This window comes from Micromonospora sp. CA-248212 (assembly GCF_050948405.1).
Classification (GTDB): domain Bacteria; phylum Actinomycetota; class Actinomycetes; order Mycobacteriales; family Micromonosporaceae; genus Micromonospora.
This window is the reverse complement of the sequence record NZ_CP192023.1, coordinates 1962341-1982269: the sequence shown is the minus strand read 5'-3', so window position 1 is coordinate 1982269 and position 19929 is coordinate 1962341. Positions and strand designations below refer to the sequence as shown.

The 19929-nt window shown below is 72.2% G+C and carries 18 protein-coding genes; 10 read left to right on the top strand and 8 right to left on the bottom strand.

What is annotated here, in order from left to right; translation table 11 throughout:
- Nucleotides 1–7: 7 nt before the first annotated feature.
- The 6 genes from ACQP03_RS09770 to ACQP03_RS09745 all read left to right on the top strand — a co-directional run bounded on the left by ACQP03_RS09770 (nucleotide 8) and on the right by ACQP03_RS09745 (nucleotide 6093).
- Entirely contained in the window at nucleotides 8–964 is a 957-nt protein-coding gene (locus ACQP03_RS09770) for a carbohydrate ABC transporter permease (RefSeq protein WP_357171337.1), read from the top strand.
- Nucleotides 961–1842, top strand: coding sequence for a carbohydrate ABC transporter permease (locus ACQP03_RS09765; RefSeq protein WP_357123074.1), 882 nt, complete (start codon nucleotides 961–963; stop codon nucleotides 1840–1842). The genes ACQP03_RS09770 and ACQP03_RS09765 overlap by 4 nt, the downstream gene beginning before the upstream one ends.
- Nucleotides 1839–3974 carry an alpha-galactosidase gene (locus ACQP03_RS09760; protein WP_357123071.1) on the top strand — a complete coding sequence of 712 codons (2136 nt, stop codon included), beginning with the start codon at nucleotides 1839–1841 and terminating at the stop codon, nucleotides 3972–3974. The genes ACQP03_RS09765 and ACQP03_RS09760 overlap by 4 nt, the downstream gene beginning before the upstream one ends.
- Nucleotides 3975–4069: 95 nt before the next feature.
- Nucleotides 4070–4471: a YciI family protein gene (locus ACQP03_RS09755; RefSeq protein ID WP_357123068.1), complete on the top strand. Its 402-nt coding sequence runs from the start codon at nucleotides 4070–4072 to the stop codon at nucleotides 4469–4471.
- Nucleotides 4472–4534: 63 nt separating this feature from the next.
- On the top strand, nucleotides 4535–5761 hold the full coding sequence (locus ACQP03_RS09750; RefSeq protein WP_433460821.1) for an RNA polymerase sigma factor: 1227 nt from the start codon (nucleotides 4535–4537) through the stop codon (nucleotides 5759–5761).
- An 8-nt stretch (nucleotides 5762–5769) separates the two neighbouring features.
- The gene (locus ACQP03_RS09745) at nucleotides 5770–6093 is read left to right on the top strand and encodes a DMT family transporter (protein WP_357123065.1); all 324 of its coding nucleotides are present in this window, start codon (nucleotides 5770–5772) and stop codon (nucleotides 6091–6093) included.
- 79 nt (nucleotides 6094–6172) lie between these two features.
- Here the strand turns inward: ACQP03_RS09745 and ACQP03_RS09740 are convergent, their stop codons facing one another.
- Nucleotides 6173–7534 carry a cellulase family glycosylhydrolase gene (locus ACQP03_RS09740; RefSeq protein ID WP_433460820.1) on the bottom strand — a complete coding sequence of 454 codons (1362 nt, stop codon included), beginning with the start codon at nucleotides 7532–7534 and terminating at the stop codon, nucleotides 6173–6175.
- A 375-nt stretch (nucleotides 7535–7909) separates the two neighbouring features.
- Between ACQP03_RS09740 and ACQP03_RS09735 the strand changes: the two genes are divergently transcribed.
- Nucleotides 7910–8872 carry a TIGR03557 family F420-dependent LLM class oxidoreductase gene (locus ACQP03_RS09735; RefSeq protein ID WP_357123058.1) on the top strand — a complete coding sequence of 321 codons (963 nt, stop codon included), beginning with the start codon at nucleotides 7910–7912 and terminating at the stop codon, nucleotides 8870–8872.
- A gap of 114 nt (nucleotides 8873–8986) precedes the next feature.
- Here ACQP03_RS09735 and ACQP03_RS09730 read toward each other — a convergent pair whose 3' ends face one another.
- The 7 genes from ACQP03_RS09730 to ACQP03_RS09700 form a co-directional block, all read right to left on the bottom strand.
- A complete protein-coding gene (locus tag ACQP03_RS09730; protein ID WP_433460819.1) occupies nucleotides 8987–10117 on the bottom strand; it encodes a hypothetical protein in 1131 nt (376 codons plus the stop codon).
- Between the two features lie 49 nt (nucleotides 10118–10166).
- Entirely contained in the window at nucleotides 10167–10964 is a 798-nt protein-coding gene (locus tag ACQP03_RS09725; RefSeq protein WP_433460818.1) for an endonuclease/exonuclease/phosphatase family protein, read from the bottom strand.
- An 8-nt stretch (nucleotides 10965–10972) separates the two neighbouring features.
- Nucleotides 10973–12463 carry a phosphatase PAP2 family protein gene (locus tag ACQP03_RS09720; protein ID WP_357171325.1) on the bottom strand — a complete coding sequence of 497 codons (1491 nt, stop codon included), beginning with the start codon at nucleotides 12461–12463 and terminating at the stop codon, nucleotides 10973–10975.
- 70 nt (nucleotides 12464–12533) lie between these two features.
- On the bottom strand, nucleotides 12534–13535 hold the full coding sequence (locus ACQP03_RS09715) for a YihY/virulence factor BrkB family protein (protein WP_355051797.1): 1002 nt from the start codon (nucleotides 13533–13535) through the stop codon (nucleotides 12534–12536).
- A complete protein-coding gene (locus ACQP03_RS09710; RefSeq protein ID WP_357123043.1) occupies nucleotides 13528–14532 on the bottom strand; it encodes a diacylglycerol/lipid kinase family protein in 1005 nt (334 codons plus the stop codon). The genes ACQP03_RS09715 and ACQP03_RS09710 overlap by 8 nt, the downstream gene beginning before the upstream one ends.
- Before the next feature lie 93 nt (nucleotides 14533–14625).
- The gene (locus ACQP03_RS09705; RefSeq protein ID WP_357393424.1) at nucleotides 14626–15204 is read right to left on the bottom strand and encodes a Clp protease N-terminal domain-containing protein; all 579 of its coding nucleotides are present in this window, start codon (nucleotides 15202–15204) and stop codon (nucleotides 14626–14628) included.
- The gene (locus ACQP03_RS09700) at nucleotides 15204–15440 is read right to left on the bottom strand and encodes an HTH domain-containing protein (protein WP_007457155.1); all 237 of its coding nucleotides are present in this window, start codon (nucleotides 15438–15440) and stop codon (nucleotides 15204–15206) included. The genes ACQP03_RS09705 and ACQP03_RS09700 overlap by 1 nt, the downstream gene beginning before the upstream one ends.
- A gap of 170 nt (nucleotides 15441–15610) precedes the next feature.
- On the opposite strand from ACQP03_RS09700, the gene ACQP03_RS09695 reads away from it, so the two are divergent.
- The 3 genes from ACQP03_RS09695 to ACQP03_RS09685 all read left to right on the top strand — a co-directional run bounded on the left by ACQP03_RS09695 (nucleotide 15611) and on the right by ACQP03_RS09685 (nucleotide 19789).
- Complete coding sequence (locus tag ACQP03_RS09695) at nucleotides 15611–16471, top strand: universal stress protein (RefSeq protein ID WP_357123040.1); 861 nt, start codon at nucleotides 15611–15613, stop codon at nucleotides 16469–16471.
- 67 nt (nucleotides 16472–16538) lie between these two features.
- On the top strand, nucleotides 16539–18932 hold the full coding sequence (locus tag ACQP03_RS09690) for a phosphoketolase family protein (RefSeq protein WP_433460817.1): 2394 nt from the start codon (nucleotides 16539–16541) through the stop codon (nucleotides 18930–18932).
- An 11-nt stretch (nucleotides 18933–18943) separates the two neighbouring features.
- The gene (locus ACQP03_RS09685; RefSeq protein WP_357393392.1) at nucleotides 18944–19789 is read left to right on the top strand and encodes a universal stress protein; all 846 of its coding nucleotides are present in this window, start codon (nucleotides 18944–18946) and stop codon (nucleotides 19787–19789) included.
- The last annotated feature ends 140 nt before the right edge of the window (nucleotides 19790–19929 follow it).

Genomic DNA, 19929 nt, shown 5'->3' with positions numbered 1-19929 from the left:
GGACATCGTGTCCGACCTACCCCTGATCCAAGCGGATCGCGCCGTGCCGCCGCCGCCGGCGACCACCTCCACGGGTGGTCGTCGCCGGCGGCTACGGCTCCTGTCCCCCACCGACCGCGTGGTCATCACGCTGATGGTGCTCGTCCCACTGCTGCTCGTCACCGCGCTCGTCTGGCTGCCGGCCCTGGCGACCGTGGTGCTGTCCGGCACCGACTGGGACGGCATCGGTCCACTCAACGAGATCGAGTTCGTCGGCGGGCGCAACTACAGCGACGTGGTGAACATCTACCCGCCGTTCGTGCCAGCGGTCCAGCACAACCTGCTGTGGCTGGCCGTGCTGTTCGTGGTCGCCACGCCGTTCGGCATGTTCCTGGCGGTGCTGCTCGACAAGGAGCTGGGCGGCAGCCGCTTCTACCAGACGGCGCTGTACCTGCCGGTGGTGCTCTCGCTGGCGCTGATCGGCTTCGTCTGGCAGCTGCTCTACTCCCGTGACCAGGGTCTGATCAACGCGGTCCTCGGCACCGGCACCGACTGGTACGGCGACTCGAACGTCAACATCTGGGCGGTCATGGTCGCCTCCGGTTGGCGACACGTCGGCTACATCATGCTGCTCTACCTGGCCGGGCTGAAGGGCGTCGACCCGTCGCTGCGCGAGGCCGCCGCGGTCGACGGCGCGTCCGAGGTCCGGACGTTCTTCCGGGTCGTCTTCCCGGTCATGCGACCGATCAACATCATCGTGCTGGTGGTGACCGTGATCGAGTCGCTGCGGGCGTTCGACCTGGTCTGGGTCGTCAACAAGGGCCGCAACGGCCTGGAGTTGATCTCCGCGCTGGTCACCCAGAACGTGGTGGGTGAGGCGAGCCGGATCGGCTTCGGCTCGGCGCTGGCGACGATCATGCTGGTCGTCTCGCTGGTCTTCATCACCATCTACCTGGCGACCGTGATGAGGGAGAACCGGAAATGAGCGTCGACACCCCGATCCGCCGACGCCGGCTGACCCCGCTGCGGATGCTGCTGCACGGCTTCCTCATCGCCGTGGCGCTGATCTGGCTCTTCCCGATCGCCTGGGCGGTCCTCACGTCGTTCCGCTCGTACCAGTACACCGCCGCCCACGGTTACGTCTCGTTCGGCGGCTGGACCATCGACAACTACGTCACGGCCTGGGATCAGGCGGAGTTCGGCAAGCACTTCCTCAACTCGGTCTACATCACGGTGCCGGCGGTGCTGCTGACGCTCCTCCTCGCCTCCTGCGTGGCGTTCGTCATCGCCCGGTTCAGCTGGAAGATCAACCTCCTCCTGCTCGGGGTGTTCACCGCCGCCAACCTGCTACCCCAACAGGCGCTGCTCATCCCGCTGTTCCGACTGTTCACCGAGGTGCCGTTGCCGGAGTTCATGAGCGACTCCGAGCTGCTCTACGACAGCTACTGGGGCCTGATCCTGATCAACGTCGCCTTCCAGTGCGGGTTCTGCGTCTTCGTGCTCAGCAACTACATGAAGGCGCTCCCCCACGACCTGTACGAGGCGGCGATGGTCGACGGCGCGAGTGTCTGGCGGCAGTACTGGCAGATCACCATGCCGCTGTGCCGGCCGGCCCTGGCCGCACTGGCCACCCTGGAGGTGACCTGGATCTACAACGAGTTCTTCTGGGCCACCGTCCTCATGCGTACCGGTGACAAGTTCCCGGTGACCAGCTCACTCAACAACCTGCGCGGCCAGTTCTTCACCGACAACAACCTGGTCTCGGCGGGCAGCGTGCTCGTCGCGATCCCCACCCTCGTGATCTTCTTTATGCTCCAGCGGCACTTCGTCCGGGGCCTGACCTTGGGAGCCTCCAAAGGATGACGATCCTGCACCTGCGCCGCGGGCGGACCAGCCTGGTGCTCGACGCGCGCGGCCCGGGGCTGCCCCGCGTGGCGCACTGGGGTGGCGACGTCGGCGACCTGGACGACGACGGCCTGCGCCACCTCGTGGACGCGACCGTGCCACCGGTGGTGCCGAGCAGCTTCGACGAGCCACCCGTGCTGTCGCTGCTGCCGGAGGCGAGCGCCGGGTGGAGCGGCCGACCGGGGTTGGCCGGGCACCGCGACGGGCGGGACTGGTCCACCGCGTTCCGGCTCGACGGTCTCGCCGTCGACGATCCGGCCGACGCCCCGGCCCGGGTCACCGTACGGGCGTCCGACGCGGCCGCCGGGCTGTCCCTGACCATCGAGATCACGCTCGACCCGTACGGCCTGCTGACCATCCGGCACCGGCTCCGCAACGACGGCGACGGCACGTACGAGGTGCGGGAGCTGACCCCGGTGCTCCCGGTGCCGGCGGTCGCCACCGAACTGCTCGACCTGACCGGCCGCTGGTGCCGCGAACGCTCCCCGCAGCGGCACCCGTGGCAGCACGGCGCGTGGGTCCGCGAGGGGCGGCACGGTCGCACCGGACACGACGCCACCCTGCTGCTGGTGGCCGGCACCGCCGGGTTCGACTTCGGCCACGGCGAGATCTGGGCGGTGCACACCGCGTGGAGCGGCGACCACCTCACCGTCGCCGAACGCCGGCCCACCGGCGACTCCACCCTCGGAGGCGGGGAACTGCTGGCCCCCGGCGAGATCCGACTCGCCCCCGGCGAGGCGTACGAGACTCCACTGCTCTACGCCGTCTGGTCCGACGAGGGGCTGGACGGACTCAGCGACGTACTCCACTCGCACGTGCGGGCGCGGCCCGGACACCCGCGATCCCCGCGCCCGGTCACCCTCAACGTCTGGGAGGCGGTCTACTTCGACCACGACCTGGACCGGCTGCGGGCCCTCGCCGACCGCGCCGCGCAGATCGGCGTGGAACGGTTCGTGCTCGACGACGGCTGGTTCCGCGGCCGGCGCGACGACACGGCCGGGCTGGGCGACTGGTACGTCGACGAGGACATCTGGCCCGACGGCCTGCAACCGCTCATCGACCACGTGACCGGCCACGGCCTTCAGTTCGGCCTGTGGGTGGAGCCGGAGATGGTCAACCCCGACTCGGACCTGTTCCGCGCGCACGCCGACTGGCTGCTAACCCTGCCGGGACGACTGCCGCCCGCCTGGCGCCGGCAGCAGGTGCTCGACCTGGGCCGCCCCGAGGCGTACGACTACGTGCTGGAACGCCTCGACGCGCTGCTCACCGAGCATCCCGGGATCAGCTACCTCAAGTGGGACCACAACCGGGACCTCACCGAGGCGGGGCACCACGGCCGGCCCGGGGTGCACGGGCAGACCCTCGCGGTCTACCGCCTCCTCGACGAGCTGCGCCGACGCCACCCCGGCGTGGAGATCGAAAGCTGCTCCTCCGGGGGCGCCCGGGTGGACCTGGCCATCCTGGCCCGCACCGACCGGGTCTGGGCCAGCGACTGCAACGACGCCCTGGAACGGCTCGGCATCCAGCGCTGGACCGGGCTGCTGCTGCCACCGGAGCTCGTCGGCACGCACATCGGGCCGCAGCGTTCGCACACCACCCACCGCGTACACGACCTGGGTTTCCGGGCGGCCACGGCGCTGTTCGGTCACCACGGCATCGAGTGGGACATCGCCTCGATCAGCGCCGCCGAACAGGCCGAGCTGACCGACTGGGTGGCACTGCACAAGCGGCTGCGCCCGCTGCTGCACTCCGGGCGGGTGGTCCGGGTCGACCACCCGGACCCGGCCGTCTGGGCGCACGGCGTGGTCGAGAAGGACAAGACCCGAGCGGTGTACGCGGTGGCCCGGCTCGCCACCTCGGTGGCGCAGACCCCGGGCGCGGTACGGCTGCCCGGTCTCGACCCGGCGCGGCGTTACCGGGTGCGCCCGGTCCCGGACGTGCCACCTCCGGCGACGATCGACCTGTCCGGGCCGCCCTGGCTGGCGTCCGGCGTCACGCTCAGCGGAGCGGCGCTGGCCCGGGTGGGCGTGCAGCTACCCGCGCTGCACCCCGAACAGAGCCTGCTGTTCGAGGTCGACGAGGTCGGCTAGAAATTTCTTTGTCCGGGGTGTCGAGAACGGTGTCGTCGGCTTCTACCTCAGGGTGAGAGCACCGACCACGGTGCGCGGGCGTGAGGAGCGAGACGATGAAGTACATGCTGTTGATGCAGTTCAGCGCCACCGGGACCGACTTCCCCGGCATCGACACCTGGACGCAGGACGAGGTCCGGGCGCACGTCGCGTTCATGGGTGAGGTCAACGAGAAGCTGGCTGCCGATGGCGAGTGGGTCGACGCGCAGGGCCTCGGCGGCCCGCAGCAGGCGCGGATCGTACGTGCCGGCGAGGGCGGCGCGCCGGTCGTGACCGAGGGGCCGTTCGCCGAGACGAAGGAGTTCCTCGCGGGCTTCTGGATCGTCGACGTCGACAGCCCGCAGCGGGCGGTGGGGCTGGCCGCGCACATCTCCACCGCGCCCGGCCCCGGCGGTCGGCCGCTGAACATGCCGATCGAGGTGCACCCGGTGATGTCCGCTCCGTCGCAGGAGCTGTGAGCGCTGACCACCGACCTTCGCATCGAGGACCTGCTGCGCGAACTGGCGCCGCAGGTCCTCGGCGTGCTCACCCGCCGGTTCGGTGACTTCGCCACCGCCGAGGACGCCGTCCAGGAGGCGCTGCTCGCCGCCGCCAGCCAGTGGCCGGCCGACGGGCTGCCGACGAACCCCCGGGGCTGGCTGATCCAGGTCGGCTACCGCCGGATGATCGAGCTGATCCGCGGCGAGCAGGCCCGGCGTCGCCGTGAGGACCTGGTCACCCGTCAGGACCCGGACGACCGGCGGTACGCGCCGGCCCCGGACGAGGAGCTGACCGCCGAGCGGGACGACACCCTGGTCCTGCTCTTCCTCTGCTGCCACCCGGCCCTCGCCGCGGCGTCGGCCGTCGCGTTGACCCTGCGCGCGGTCGGCGGTCTGAGCACCGCCGAGATAGCCCGCGCGTTCCTGGTGCCCGAGGCGACCATGGCGCAGCGGATCAGCCGGGCAAAGCAGCGGATCCGCGCGTCCGGGCTGCCGTTCCGGATGCCCGAGGAGGCGGAGCGGGCCGATCGGCTGGCCGCCGTCCGACAGGTGCTCTACCTGATCTTCACCGAGGGGCACACCAGTACCGCCGGCCCGGACCTGCGCCGGGTCGACCTCGCGGCCGAGGCGATCCGGCTGACCCGGGCGCTGCAGGTACGCCTGCCCGACGACAGTGAGACCGCCGGGCTGCTCGCGTTGCTGCTGCTCACCGAGGCGCGCAGCCCGGCACGAACCGGGCCCTCCGGAGAGCTGATCCCACTGGCCGAGCAGGATCGCAGCCGCTGGGACGCGGCGGCCATCGCCGAAGGCGTCGCACTGGTCACGGCGGCGCTGCCGCGCGGCCCGGTCGGCCCCTACCAGGTGCAGGCCGCCATCGCCGCCCTGCACGACGAGGCTCCCGGCACCGACGCGACCGACTGGCCCCAGATCCTGGCGCTGTACGACGTGCTGGATCGGTTGGCCGGCACCCCGGTGGTGGCGCTCAACCGGGCCGTCGCGACCGCCATGGTGCACGGGCCCGCTGCCGGCCTCCGCGCTCTCGACGCGCTGACCGACGATCCCCGGCTGGCCGGACACCACCGGCTGCCCGCCGCCCGCGCGCACCTGCACGAGATGGCCGGCGACCGGGAACGGGCCATCGCGGACTACCGGGATGCCGCCGCCCGCACGAGCAGCCTCCCCGAACAGCGCTACCTCACTATGCGCGCCGCCCGCCTGGCCGATGCCGGGGTGGAACACTCGATGGCTCGACCGGGAACCGAGGACTGAGGGGCCGTATGGCGTACGTGCTGCTGGGAATCGCGATCCTCGCCGAGGTGGTGGCGACCAGCCTGATCAAGAGCACCGCCGGGTTCACCCGGGTCTGGCCGACACTGGGCTGCCTCGCCGGGTACGCGCTGGCGTTCCTCCTGCTCGCCCAGGCCGTCAAGGAGATACCGGTCGGTGTCGCGTACGCCCTCTGGTCGGGCCTCGGCACCGCGGCCATCGTGGCGATCGGCGCGGTGTTCCTGGGCGAGTCGGTCGGGCCGGTCAAGCTCGTGGGCATCGCGCTGATCATCGCGGGCGTGGTCATCGTGAACCTCACCGGCGAGCAGCACTGACCGCTCTCGGTCACCCGAACGACGCGATGGCCGGGCCCGGTGCGGGCCCGGCCACCTGGCGTCGGTCGCCGCCGGTCGCTCAGCTGGCGGTGCAGCTCACCTGTGGTGTGGGGTTGGCGCCGCTCCAGCCGCCGAGAAAGCCGAAGGTAGCGCTGGCACCGGCGGCCAGTCGGCCGTTGTAGTCCGCGTTCCGCGCGGTCACCGTGGAACCGCTGCTGGTCACCGTTGCGTTCCAGGCCTGCGTGACGCTCTGGCCGTTGGCGTAGGTCCACCGGGTGGTCCAGCCGGTGATCGCGGACGCGCCGGCAGTCACCCGCACCTCACCCTGGAAGCCACCCTGCCACTGGTTGGTGATGGTGTACGTCGCCGAGCAGCCACCGGCGGGCGGCGGCGTGGTCGGCGGGGGCGTGGTCGGCGGGGGCGTGGTCGGCGGGGGCGTGGTGGGTGGCGGGGGGCCGCCGAAGACGGTGGCCTCGCGGGAGGTCTGCCGGATGCCGTTGACGCCGTTGAAGACCCGCTGCCCCCAGGTGGTCAGGCTGGCCGGGTTGAACGCGGTGGCCATGTCGAGATACTCGACGCCACCCCCGTTGCCGCTCCACGACCAGCCGAGCCAGCCGATCCCGTTGGCCTGGCTGTACGCGAGGATGGTGTCCTCGTCCGGGTCGCCGTCGGAGTGGTTGAAGCCGAACTCACCGACCACGATGGGCAGCCCCGCCGTACGGAACCGGCCCAGATAGTCGGTGATCTCGGCAGCGGTGTCGAAGACGCCGTACATGTGGATGGAGAAGAGCGTGTTGCGGGCCGGGTCGGCGGCGAAGACCGACGGGGCGTTGTCGCGCATCGTGAACGACCAGTCCTGACCCCAGTTCGGGGCGTCCACCATGATGGTGTGGGTCAGGCCCCCGGCCCGCAGCCGCTTGATCGCGTTGGCGCTGTCGGCGGCCCACGAGGCGTAGTTCTGGTTGCCGTACGGCTCGTTGCCGATGTTGACGAGAACGTACCGCTCCTGGCCGACCAGCACGTCCTTCAGGCTGAGCCAGTAGTCGACGGCACGGTCCAGGGTGATCGCGCCGCTCTGCTCGCCGTACCCGGTCGTGTCGTGGACCTCCAGCACGCAGATCAGCCGGTTGGTCCTGCACAGCGAGATGACGTTGGCGACGTCGGCGTTGGTGTTCCGGGTCCAGCGGTCGCCGCTGGCGAGCACCACCCGCACGGTGTTCGCGCCGAGCGCCTTGACGTCGGCGAACGAGTTGGTCTGCTGCGGGTACCAGGTGTGCGCGTGGTTGACGCCGCGCATGACGAATTCGGCGCCGTTGGCGTCGTACAGCTTGCCGCCCGCGACGGAGAAGCCGGCCGCGGCGTGCGCCGGTTGACCGAACGCCAGCACGGCGAGCAGCAGCGCGAGCAGGGCGGCGCCGACGGCGGAGAGTCGAGTCTTCATGGCCTTCCTCAGGGAGGACCCCCGATGCCCGGCGAGGGTGGGGTACGACAGGGGAAGGCGGCTGCAGCCCGACAGCCGCCGTCCGACTCCCGGCGGCGCGCATCAGCCTAGGGCGATGGATCAGCCCTCGCAACCGGTTCAGTAGAACGCTCGAAGGGGCGGACGGCCGTGACGGCCCGCGCGGACGCGGGCCGTCACGGGGCGGTCATCCCCACCACAGGATGTGCGCCACACCGAGGGTCTTAACCGGTTAAGAGGACCGTAGGCGGGTCCACGACATCCGTCAAGCATCGCCCGGCCGAACCGGACGGGAGGGTTGACCGTTGCTGACCTGGGTATCCCGGGACGAACCGTCGGCGAGAAGGAGATAACGGGATGGTGAGCGTCGGCTACACCCTGATGTGCGAGCAGGCCGGACCGAAGCAACTGGTGGACCACGCGGTGCGGGCCGAGGCGGCCGGCTTCGACCAACTGGTGATGTCCGACCACTACTACCCGTGGCTGGACTCGCAGGGCCACTCCCCGTACGCCTGGTCGGTGCTCGGCGCGGTCGCGCACGCCACCTCCCGCGCGGAGCTGATGTCCTTCGTGACCTGCCCGATCCGCCGCTACCACCCGGCCGTGGTCGCCCAGAAGGCCAGCACCATCGGCGCGCTCTCGGACGGGCGGTTCACCCTCGGCCTGGGCGCCGGGGAGAACCTCAACGAGCACGTGGTCGGCGGCTGGCCGCACGTGCAGCAGCGCCACGAGATGTTCGAGGAGGCGTTGCAGATCATCCGTCCGCTGCTCAACGGCGAGACGTTGACCTTCTCCGGTAACCACTTCGACGTACCCGACGCCTACGTCTGGGACCGCCCCGCGCGGCCCGTTCCGATGGCGATCGCCGCCTCCGGCCGGCAGTCCGCCACGCTCGCCGCCGAGTACGGCAACGGCCTCGTCTCCACCGAGCCCGACCGGCACATCATCGAGATGTACGACGACGCGGGCGGCGCGGGCCAGCCCCGCTACGGGCAGGTGGCGATCTGCTACGGCCCGGACGAGGCCGAGTGCCGCAAGATCGTGCACGACCAGTTCCGCTGGTTCGGCATGGGCTGGAAGGTCAACGCCGACCTGCCGGGGCCGGAGTCCTTCGCCGCCGCCACCCAGTTCGTCCGCGAGGAGGACGTCGCCGAGGGCATCTCCTGCGGCCCGGACGTGGAAGCGCACGTCGACGCGTTCCGCAAGTTCGTCGACGCCGGATTCACGCACGTGGCGATCATCCAGGTCGGCGGAGAGACGCAGCCGATGTTCCTGGACTGGGCGCAGGATCAGCTACTGCCCCGGCTCCGGGAGCTGTGAGCCACCCGACGGGCCGCGAGCGGATCCGGCCGGCCGGGCACACGCCCGCCGGCCGGGTCGGGTTGACCGAGCTGCGGCTGACGGTCCTGCTCAAGCTGGTGCGCTGAGGCGTCGTCAGCGGCGCAGACCCAGTGCGCTCAACACCTCGCGGGACGCCACCCGGGCCGGGTCGAGCACCGCACGCCGGGTCCACCGGGCCGCCGGCGTGACGGTGGCCCGCCAAACCGCGCGCAGGCCACGCGCCGCCGGCACGACCGTCACCGACCAGACCCAGCGGATGCCCGACAGCAGCGGACGTACGGTGTGCCGCCACAGCCAGCGCAGCCCCAGCCCGACCGGGCGCAGCAGCAGTCGGTAGACCCACCGCAGCAGCCAGCCGGCGGTCCGCCACGCCCCCACCAGCGCGGCCACGACCAGCCGGCCGAACCCGACGACGAGCCACCAGACTCCCCGCGCCAGGCCGACCACGACCCACCGGACCGCCCGCGCCAGCGCGACGAGCAAGGCGCCCACCGCCCCGGCGAGCACGGCGACGCCGCGCCACAGCAGCCGTCCGGCGGGGGCGAGGGCCACGCCCAGCCAGCGCAGCGGCCGCACGACCAGGTGCTCGGCCAGCCAGACCAGCGCCCGGCCCAGGGCCACCAGAGGTGGGCGCAGCCCGTGGCGGGCCAACCACACCAGCGGCGTCCAGAGGATCGTGCGGACCGCCCCGGCGAAGGCGTACGCCAGCCACACCAGCGGCAGCCAGACAAGCGTGCGGGCCACCCACGCCACACCCCGTCCCAGCCACACCAGGGGCACCCAGACGAGATTGCGGGCCACCCACGCGACACCGCGCCCCAGCCACACCAGGGGCACCCAGACGAGATTGCGGGTCACCCAGCGCAGGGGACGCCACAGCAGATGGTCGGCGCACCAGAGCAGCGGACGCCACACCAGCCGGTCCAGGGCCCAGACCAACGGGGCCACCAGCCAGTCGCGCAGGAACCGTCCAACCGGGGTGAGCAGGTACCGGCCCAGCAGCCGGCCGGCAGCCGCGATCAGCTCCCAGAGCAGGCGTACCGGCAGCACGAAGACCAGCGCGACACCGCGCGCGACGGCCGCGACGAGCGGCAGCGCGACGGTGTCCGGCTCGGTCGTGCCCACCGCCGACGGAGCTCGGGCCGCGAGCGTCACCGTCGGCGCGGCCGGCCGGTCGATCGACGGCGCGGCCGGCGGCGGACGAAGGGTGGGGCGGTCGGTCACGGTGGGCACGGTAGCCCGGCAACGCCATCCGCCGGGGCCCCCGGCGCGGTCACAGGTCGATGGTGGCCAGCAGCGGATAGTGGTCGGAGGCTGTGTCCGTCGTCGCGTCGCGGATCACCCGGCAGCTCCGCACCCGCTCGGCCACCGCTCGGCTGCCCAACAGGTAGTCCAGGCGCATCCCGGCGAACTCCGCGCCGCCGAACCGGGTGGGGACGGTCAGACCCGCGGCCTCCGGTGCGTCGGCGTTGGCGGACGGCCACAGGTCGACCAGGTCGGCGGCGAGCAGCCGGGCGACCGCGCGGGTGTCCACGGCACCGCCGCGCCGACGGAGGTGCCGTCGCTTGTAGAGAGCGGGCAGTCCGTCCAGACGGGCGGTGTGGTCAACCGTCGGATCGAGCGAGTTGAGATCACCCGCGAGCAGGGTCAGCGGCCCGGGGGCGCGGCGCAGGGCAGCGACCAGCCAGTCGACCTCCATCCGTCGGCGGCCTCCGGAGTACGGGTACAGGTGGGTGCCGAGCACGGTGAGCGGCCCGGCCGGGGTGGACACCTCGACGCGGGCGGCGGCGTGGTGGAACGGCCGACGCAGGGGCCCCGCGGCGAGCGCCCGGTACGGCGGCCGGACCAGCACCGCCACCGGCTGCCCGAAGCAGGACCGGGCCAGGTGGGGCGTCATCCCGACCCGGTCCGCGATGGTGGCCATCAGTCCCGCCCGGTCGAAGCCGCGCAGCTCCTGCAACACCAGCACGTCCGGCGCCTGCTGGTCGACGACCTGGACCACCCGGTCCAGCCGGTCGGAGCCGCCACCCCGGCCGCCGGTACGGATGTTCCAGGTCATCACCCGAAGCATCGCGGTGCTCAGTCGGGTCGGCCGGCCCGCGCCAGCTCGTCGTCGAGGGTGTCCACGTCCTCCGACTCGATGGCCGGTTGGTTGCCCTCGGCCAGGTCGGCGTTGGGGCGGATCACGAGGTACAGCAGGCCGATCCAGAGCGCCGAGAGCAGGATCGCGCCCATGAAGTCGGTCGGGTGGTGCATCCCCCGGTACATCCGGGAGATCGCGACCCCGGCCGGCATGATCACGGCCAGCGCCACGAAAATCCACCGCCACCAGCGGTCGGTACGCGGGAACACGATCAGCGTGATCGCCAGCCAGACGCAGATCGTGGCCGCGATGTGCCCGGACGGGAACGAGGAGGTCGGCATCTGCCCGTCCAGGTTCTCCACCGGCGGACGCGGCCGGCCGACCACGTGCGCCGAGGCGAGGAAGAGGGTCAGCTCACCGACCATCGCCAGCACCACGAACAGCACGGGCCGCCACCGCCGCCACACCGCGAGCACCAGCGGGCAGAACACCAGCGAGATGAGCAGGATGGCGTGGGTGTCCCCGAACTTGCTCCACCACCAGCTCACGTCGGTCAGCACGTCGGTGTGCCGGTCGGCGAACCAGCGGGGGACCTCGGTGTCCAGGGTCGCGAAGAAGGTGCCCTTGGCGTGGTAGCTGACGAACGTGCCAAAGCCGTACAGCGCGCCGAACACCAGCACCCAGCCGACCAGCAGTTCGGCCACCGCCGAGCGGGGATGCGCCAGCACATGCTCCTCGGCCGGGGCGATGGCGATGTCGTGCCCCGCCTCCGGCTCCAGGCCCTCGGTCAGCGGCGGCACCGGCTTGCCGCGCTCGCGCCGCCACAGCCGGAAGGCGTACGCGGTGACGCCCAGCCAGGCGGCACCGAGCAGCCAGGCGCCCAGCACGTCGGAGACGAAGTGCACGCCCAGCGCGATCCGGGTCAACCCGATCAGCGCCACCAGCACGCCGACGCCGACGATCGCGGGCTTGCGCCAGCGGGGCGCCATCGCCGGCAGGAACACCAGCAGCAGCGCCCCGTACGCGACGATGGAGCCGAGCGCGTGCCCGCTCGGGAAGCTGTTGCCGGGCGCGCTGGCCACCGGGACGTCCACCACCGGGCGGAGTCGACCGACGAGCGCCTTGAGCGACGGGTCGAGGATCAGCCCGCCGACCCCGGTGACGATCAGGTAGACGGCCAGCCGGGGCTGCCGCCGGATCAGCAGACCGATCGCGGGGATCGCGACCAGCCAGATGAGGATCGGCCGGCCACCCAGGTCGGTCACCGCCTGGAGCACGGTCACCAGCGCGTGGTGTGGGGCGACGAGCGAGTTGAACCACTCGGCTAGCTCGTGGTCGGCGTCCTGCAACGGGCTCCACCGGAAGCGGACGAGCAACAGCAACAGTCCGAACGCCGCACCGGCGCCGATGACGGCGACCAGACCGGCGATGCTCCGTTCGGCGAAGTGACCGATCGGACGCCGAGTCACATCTTTGACCGCGGTCACCCCGCACCTCCCTTGTCGTACCTGGCGAGGCGAGGTACCCGATCCGCGTCCGGCGTACACCCGGACGCGCTCAGAGCGCGGTCATGTCACCGGTGTCGAACAACTCGGCGCGGTCGGCCTCCGGCTCCCACAGGTCGGGCTGCGCCGGCTCCTGCACGCCGATCCGCAGCGCCTCCAACTGGGCGGCGAAGGCCAGCCCGCCGAAGAGCGCCATGCCGGTCAGGTTGGCCCACAGCAGCAGCGCCATCATGCCGGTCAGCGCGCCGTACGTCTGCCCGAAGCCCTCGCTGAACTTGACGTACGCGGCCAGCAGCAGGCTGGCCAGCCACCACAGGGCGGTGGCTATGCCGGCGCCGAAGAACAGCCACGACAGGCCGGGCTGGTTGCGGCGCGGCGCGTGCCGGAACAGCACCGCCACGGCGAGCACGGTCAGGCCGAGGCTCAACGGAAACCGGATCACGTTCCAGATGATGTTGGCGGTCTCGCCCCACTCGTAGTGCTCGCGCACCGAGTCGCCCATCGCCCCGCCGCCGACGAGGATCAGGAAGCCGGCCAGCGCGGGCAGACCGGCGGTGACCGCCAGGACGGCCGCCCGCAGGTACTTCCACAACGCCGGGCGGTCCCGCTCGACACCGTAGATGCGGTTGGCGCCCCGCTCGATCTGGGCCATCGTGGTGGTCAGCGCGACCAGACCGGTGAGCAGACCCAGGGTGAGCGCCAACTCCCCCGCGTCCTCGACGCGTTCACCCTCGCCGAGCAGTTCGCCGACCACCTCGGCGCTCTGGCCGGGGGTGAGCGCCAGCACGGTGTCGGCGACGACCCGGCCGCCCTCCTCGACGCCCAGCTCGCTGATCAGACCGGTGAGCGCGATGAGGAACGGCACCACGGCCAGGCAGAGCTGCAACGCGAACGCGCGGGAGTGGCTGAACCCGTCGCCGTAGCGGAACCGGATGAACGCGTCCCGCAGCAGGTGCCAGCCGCCCTTGCGGCGCAGTGTGCGCCAGGCGTCGTCGGCCGACAGCTCCTCGTCGGCCATCAGCCGGGTCTCCGGCACGATCCGGGTGCTACTCACGGCGCGCTTCCTCGATCAGCTGCTCGCCCCGCTCCCCGGCGCCCTGTGCGTCGACGGACAGGTCGGGAGCGTCCTCGGGCTGCGGAACGCAGAGCCACAACGCCTGCGGCCGGATCTCGGCGCGGAGCCGCCGTCCGGGGGCGATGAGGTCGCCGTCCAGCTCCCGTGGCTGCGGGCGGTTGCTGCTGACCACCACCGTCCGGCCGCGGAAGACCTCCATCTGCGGCACCTGGCCGCTGCGGCGGACCACGGCCCAGCCGAGCGCGAGCCAGTGCCGCAGGTTACGCGGGGTGAGCACGGCGACGTCGAGCCAACCGTCGTCCGGCTCGGCCTCGGTCAGCAGGGTCACGCCGCCCTGGAGCCGGCCGACGTTGGCGATCAGCACCGAGCGGGCCCGGCGGCGCACCGCCGGCCGGTCGTCGATGCGGATCTGCACCCGCATCGGCCGGTCCCGCAGGTGCTTCACGGCACCCATCACGTACGCCGGCCAGCCGATGCGGGCCTTGGTGGTCTCGTTCGTGGCGTCGAGCATCTGGGCGTCGAAACCCATGCCGGCCATCACGGTGAAGTACTGGTCCTCCACCGCGCCGACGTCGAGCAGCCGCCGACCGCGTTCGACGGCGACCTGGAGGCCCGCCGGGAGGTCGGTGGAGAGGCCGAGGTTGGCGGCGAGCAGGTTGCCGGTGCCCTGCGGCAGAACGGCGAGGGCCACGTCGGTGCCGACAAGCGCGCTGACGCAGGACATCACGGTGCCGTCGCCGCCGCAGGCGAAGACCAGGTCGACGCCGTCCTTGACGGCCTGTTCGGTCTGGCCCCGGCCCGGGTCGTCGACGGTCGTCTCGAACCACCGCGGCTCGGGCCACCCGGCGGCGGCGAGCGCGTCGTTCACGGTGCGGCGCAGCTCGTCGAGATCGGTGACCTTCGCCGGGTTGACCACCACGGCGGAGCGCAGCCCGCCGTCGCCACCTGAGGGGCGCCTGTCCTGTCCAGCATCCACGGCGTCAGTGTGCAGCACCGGGCCGCTGTCAGCGACCCGGCGAACCGCAGGCGTCGGAAGTGCCACAGACAGGTTTCAACGCGCGGGTGCCCGTCACGCCGCCGCGCGCAGCGCCGCCTCCACCCGGCGGCGCAGATCGTCGAGGTCGACCCCGGCCTCGGTGAGCACCAGCGCGCCCAGTCCCTGGCCCTCACGCAGCACCCCGAGCAGGATGTGCTCGGTGCCGATGTGCTTGTGTCGCAGCCGCAGCGCCTCCCGCAACGACAGCTCCAGCGCCTTCTTCGAGCGGGGTGAGAACGGGCCGCCCAGGTAGCGGCGACGCCCCCAGCGGCGACGCGGGGCCGGCACCGCCTCGCGCAGCGCGTCGGGGCCGAAGGACTGTTCGATGCGGGCCACGATCGCGGCGAGGTCGATGCCGATCTCGCGCAGCGCCGCCGCGTCCGCGTCGCCGAGGCCGGCGCCCCCGCCCGTGGTGTGCCGCCGGACCCGCTCGCGCAGGTCGTCGGCGCGGACCCCGGCGTCGGCCAGCACCCGGCCGGCCAGGCCGTCGTCGTCGGCGAGCAGGGCGAGCAGCAGGTGTTCGGTGCCGACCGGCCGCCGGCCCTCGGCCCGGGCCTCCTCGAGCGCCCGCCGCACCACGCCTCGCGCCCGATCGGTGAACCGTTCGAACATCACGCCTCCCAGGATGAGTTGACCGCCGGTCGCCCGGCGTGCTTCTTGTGCACCGCCTGCCGGCTGACCTCGAGCGCGTCGGCGATCTCCTGCCAGGACCAGCCCTGTCGCCGGGCGTTGTCCACCTGGACCACCTCGAGTCGCTCGAGCAGCCGGCGCAGCGCGCGGACGGCGCGGAGCCCGACCCGGGGGTCGGTGCTGCCGGCTGCCGCCGCGAGTTCCGTTGCCTGACTCATGGGTGTCAACATACGTTGACAGACGGCGTTCGTCAACATTCGTTGACACCGCGAGCCCTGGTTCGCGTACCCCATGGGTCGATCCCACCCACACGCCGCAGTCATCCGACTACCCTCGGTACGGGGACAGCGTGGTCGTGCCGGGCGCGACGCCCGGGAGGTGGTATCGGATGGCGGCATCGGCCGACGCGGAGGTGCTGGTCGGCCTCGGCTCGGACGGTGACCTACCGGTCGTGGAGCAGGCCGCCCACGAGGCCGCCGGCCACGGGCGGCCCCTGCACCTGGTGCACACCTTCGACTGGCACGCCGCCTTCGCGGCGGACACCGTGGCCGCGCCCCGCGACGCCGCCGAGAGTCTGATCACCCGGGCCGCCCAGCTCGCCCACCAGGTCGAACCAGGCCTGACCGTGCGCGCCGAGATCGTCGAGAGCGCCATGCTGCCCACCCTCATCCGCCGGTCCGAGACGGCCTTCCTGCTGGCCGTCGGGGACAGCGGAATGGCCGGCAGCGGTCAGTGCGTACCGGCCGACACGCCCGCCGTGCAGTTGGCGGCGCGGGCCAACTGCCCACTGCTGGTGGTCCGCCGCGAACCGCCGCCGCAGGGACCGGTCCTGGCCGGAGTGGACGGCTCGCCCAGCTCGCACCTCGCCCTGCGGTGGGCCGTGGAGTGCGCCGCCCGACGCGGCGCGCGCCTCGTGGCCCTGCGGGTGGTGGAGAGCGACGAGGACACCGACGCGGTCACCGAGCAGCTCGGCGAGGCGCTGGCCCGGCACGCCGGCCGGCACACCGCAGTGCCCACCGAGTGCCGGGTCGTCCGCGGCGACCCCGCGCAGGTGCTCATCGACACGTCCCGGTCGGCCCAGATGGCGCTGGTCGCCGCCCGGGGTGACGAACCGGGACGCGCCATGCTCGGCGCGGTCGCCCAGTCCCTGCTCTACCACTCCCCCGCCCCGGTCGTCGTCGTACGCGGCCTCGCCGAGGTGCCGCTGACCGGGCCCGACGCCCACCCGACCCGGGACCAACGACCCTGACCAACCACGTCCGCAGCGGCGAGGCTGGACGGCGAACACCCACCCCCTACCCGCGAGAGGCAGCATCATGGACACCGCTCTCGACGCGCAGCGCGCACTCACCGACGACGAGCTGCGCCGGCTGGACGCCTACTGGCGGGCCGCGAACTACCTCACCGTCGGGCAGATCTACCTGCTGGGCAACCCCCTGCTGCGCGAGCCGCTGACCCCCGACGACATCAAGCCCCGGCTGCTCGGGCACTGGGGCACCAGCCCCGGGCTCAACCTGATCTACGCCCACCTCAACCGGGTGATCGTCGCCCGCGACCTGAACGCCATGCTGGTCACCGGCCCCGGGCACGGCGGCCCGGCCATCGTGGCCAACACGTGGCTGGAGGGCACCTGGTCCGAGCGCTACCACGACGTCGCACGCGACGAGACCGGCATGGCCCGGCTGTTCCGACAGTTCTCCTTCCCCGGCGGCATCCCCAGCCACGTCGCGGCGGACGTGCCAGGTTCGATCCACGAGGGCGGCGAGCTGGGGTACGCCCTGAGCCACGCCTACGGCGCCGCGTTCGACCACCCGGATCTCGTGGTCGCCTGCGTGGTGGGCGACGGTGAGGCGGAGACCGGCCCACTGGCCGGCAGTTGGCTCTCCAACGTCTTCCTCAACCCGGCGCGCGACGGCGCGGTGCTGCCCATCCTGCACCTCAACGGCTACAAGATCGCCAACCCGACCGTGCTGGCCCGGGTACCCGAGGCGGACCTGCTCGACCTCATGCGGGGCTCGGGTTACGAGCCGTACGTGGTGGCCGGCGACGACCCGAGCGTGGTGCACCGCACTCTCGCGGCCACCATGGACCGGGCGCTGGACGAGATCGCCACGATCCAACGCCGGGCCCGCTCCGGCGGCGTCGTCGAACGTCCCCGCTGGCCGATGATCATCCTGCGGACGCCGAAGGGCTGGACGGGACCGCACGAGGTCGACGGTACGGAGGTGGAGGGCACCTACCGCGCGCACCAGGTGCCGCTGTCCGGCGTACGTGACAACCCGGCGCACCTGGCCGAGCTGGAGCGCTGGCTACGCAGCTACCGACCGGAGGAGCTGTTCGACGCCACCGGAGCGCCGGTCGACGAGCTGCGGACCCTGCCGCCGCGCGGTGACCGGCGGATGAGCGCCAACCCGGTCACCAACGGCGGAGTGGTCCTGCGCGACCTGGCCCTGCCCGACTTCGGCGCGTACGGCGTGGACGTACCCGAGCCGGGTCAGCCGATGGCCGGCGCGACCGGGGTGCTCGGTCCGTGGATCCGCGACGTGATCGCCGCCAACCCGCAGACGTTCCGGCTGTTCGGCCCGGACGAGGTCGCGTCCAACCGGTTGGGCGCCGCCTTCGAGGTGACCGACCGCGCCTGGATGGCCGCCACGGTCCCCGGCGACGACCACCTCTCCCCGGACGGCCGGGTCATGGAGGTGCTGTCCGAGCACCTGTGCCAGGGCTGGCTGGAGGGTTACCTGCTGGCCGGCCGGCACGGGGTGTTCACGAGCTACGAGGCGTTCATCCACATCGTCGACTCGATGCTCAACCAGCACGCCAAATGGCTGAAGGTGACCCGGGCCATCCCCTGGCGACAGCCGATCGCCTCGCTGAACTACCTGCTGTCCAGCCACGTCTGGCGGCAGGACCACAACGGCTTCTCCCACCAGGACCCGGGCTTCATCGACCACGTGGTCAACAAGAAGGCCGAGGTGGTCCGCGTCTACCTGCCGCCGGACGCCAACACCCTGCTCGCCACCATGGACCACTGCCTGCGCAGCCGGCACTACATCAACGTGGTCGTGGCCGGCAAGCAGCCGGCGCCCAGCTGGCTCACCGTCGACGAGGCGATCCAGCACACCCGCCGCGGCCTCGGCATCTGGGAGTGGGCCAGCACCGACGACGACAGCGAGCCGGACGTCGTCCTCGCCTGCTGCGGCGACGTGCCCACCCTGGAGACGCTGGCCGCCGCCGACCTGCTGCGCCAGCACCTGCCGGAGCTGAAGGTCCGCCTGGTCAACGTCGTCGACCTGATGCGCCTGCAACCGGACACCGAACACCCGCACGGCCTGCCCGACAAGGAGTTCGACACCATCTTCACCCCGGACCGACCGGTCATCTTCGCCTACCACGGCTACCCCTGGCTCATCCACCGCCTGACCTACCGCCGGTCCAACCACGAGAACCTGCACGTACGCGGCTACAAGGAGGAGGGCACCACCACCACCCCGTTCGACATGGTGATGCTCAACGACCTGGACCGGTTCCACCTGGTCATCGACGTCATCGACCGGGTGCCGGGGCTGGGCGCGCGCGCCGCGCACCTACGCCAGCAGATGGTCGACGCCCGACAGGCGGCCCGCGACTACACCCGCCGGTACGGCGAGGACGACCCACAGGTCGCCGAGTGGCGGTGGGTCCGCGAGACCGACCCGACCAACCCCTGAAGGAGGACGACGTGCGGGACGCGGAGATTCTGGTCGGCTACGACGGCTCGACCGACGCGTCGGTGGCCCTTGACTGGGCGTTGGCCGAGGCCGAGCGCAGCGGTCAGCCGGTGCGGCTGGCGTACATCTTCGAATGGCTGACCGTGGCCAGTTGGGTCGGTCCGGGCGTGGCGCCCGGCATCTGGCCGGACGACACCGCCCGGCGGCAGGTGGACGAGCTGGTCCGCAAGGCCGCCGCGGACGCCGCCACCGCGCATCCCGGCCTGACGGTCACCGGCGAGGTGTACGACGGACCGCCCGCCCTCGTGTTGCAGGAACGCTCCACCGACGCGGGGATGCTGGTGCTCGGCAGCCGGGGCCACGGCGGGTTCGGCGGGCTGCTGGCCGGCTCGACGGCGGTGGCGGTCGCCGCGCACGCCCACTGTCCCGTCGTCATCGTCCGCGACGGCGCGGCCCACGGCCCGGCCGACCCCGTGACGGTCGGGGTGGACGCCTCCGAGCCGTCGCTGGTGGCACTCGGCTTCGCGGCCGAGCGGGCAACCCAACGACGGGTACCGCTGCGCGTGCTGCACGCCTGGACGCCCGGCCCGGGTGGGGCGGCCGGGACGCCCGACGAGCGGGCGGCCGTCGAGGAGGCGGTCGAACCCTGGCGGCGGACGTTCCCCGAGCTGGAGGTCGCGGTCGACCTCGTCGGGGGCAGTCCGGCGGCGACGCTGATCGAGGCGAGCCGGTCGGCCCAGTTGGTGGTGGTCGGCAGCCGGGGACGGGGCGGGCTGGCCGGGATGCTGCTCGGCTCGGTCAGCCAGCAGGTCATCCAGCACGCCGGCTGCCCGGTCGCCGTCGTCCGGGAGCGTTGACGCCCGACCCTCCGGCACACCGCCCAGCAAAGCGCACGATGAAACGGCAACACACCGCGCTAAGGAAGGGCCCCTTTCTAACGCCTGGTGTATAGGAAGGGCACCCTCCTTACAAGTCGAAGGTTGGGCACGATGGTCGA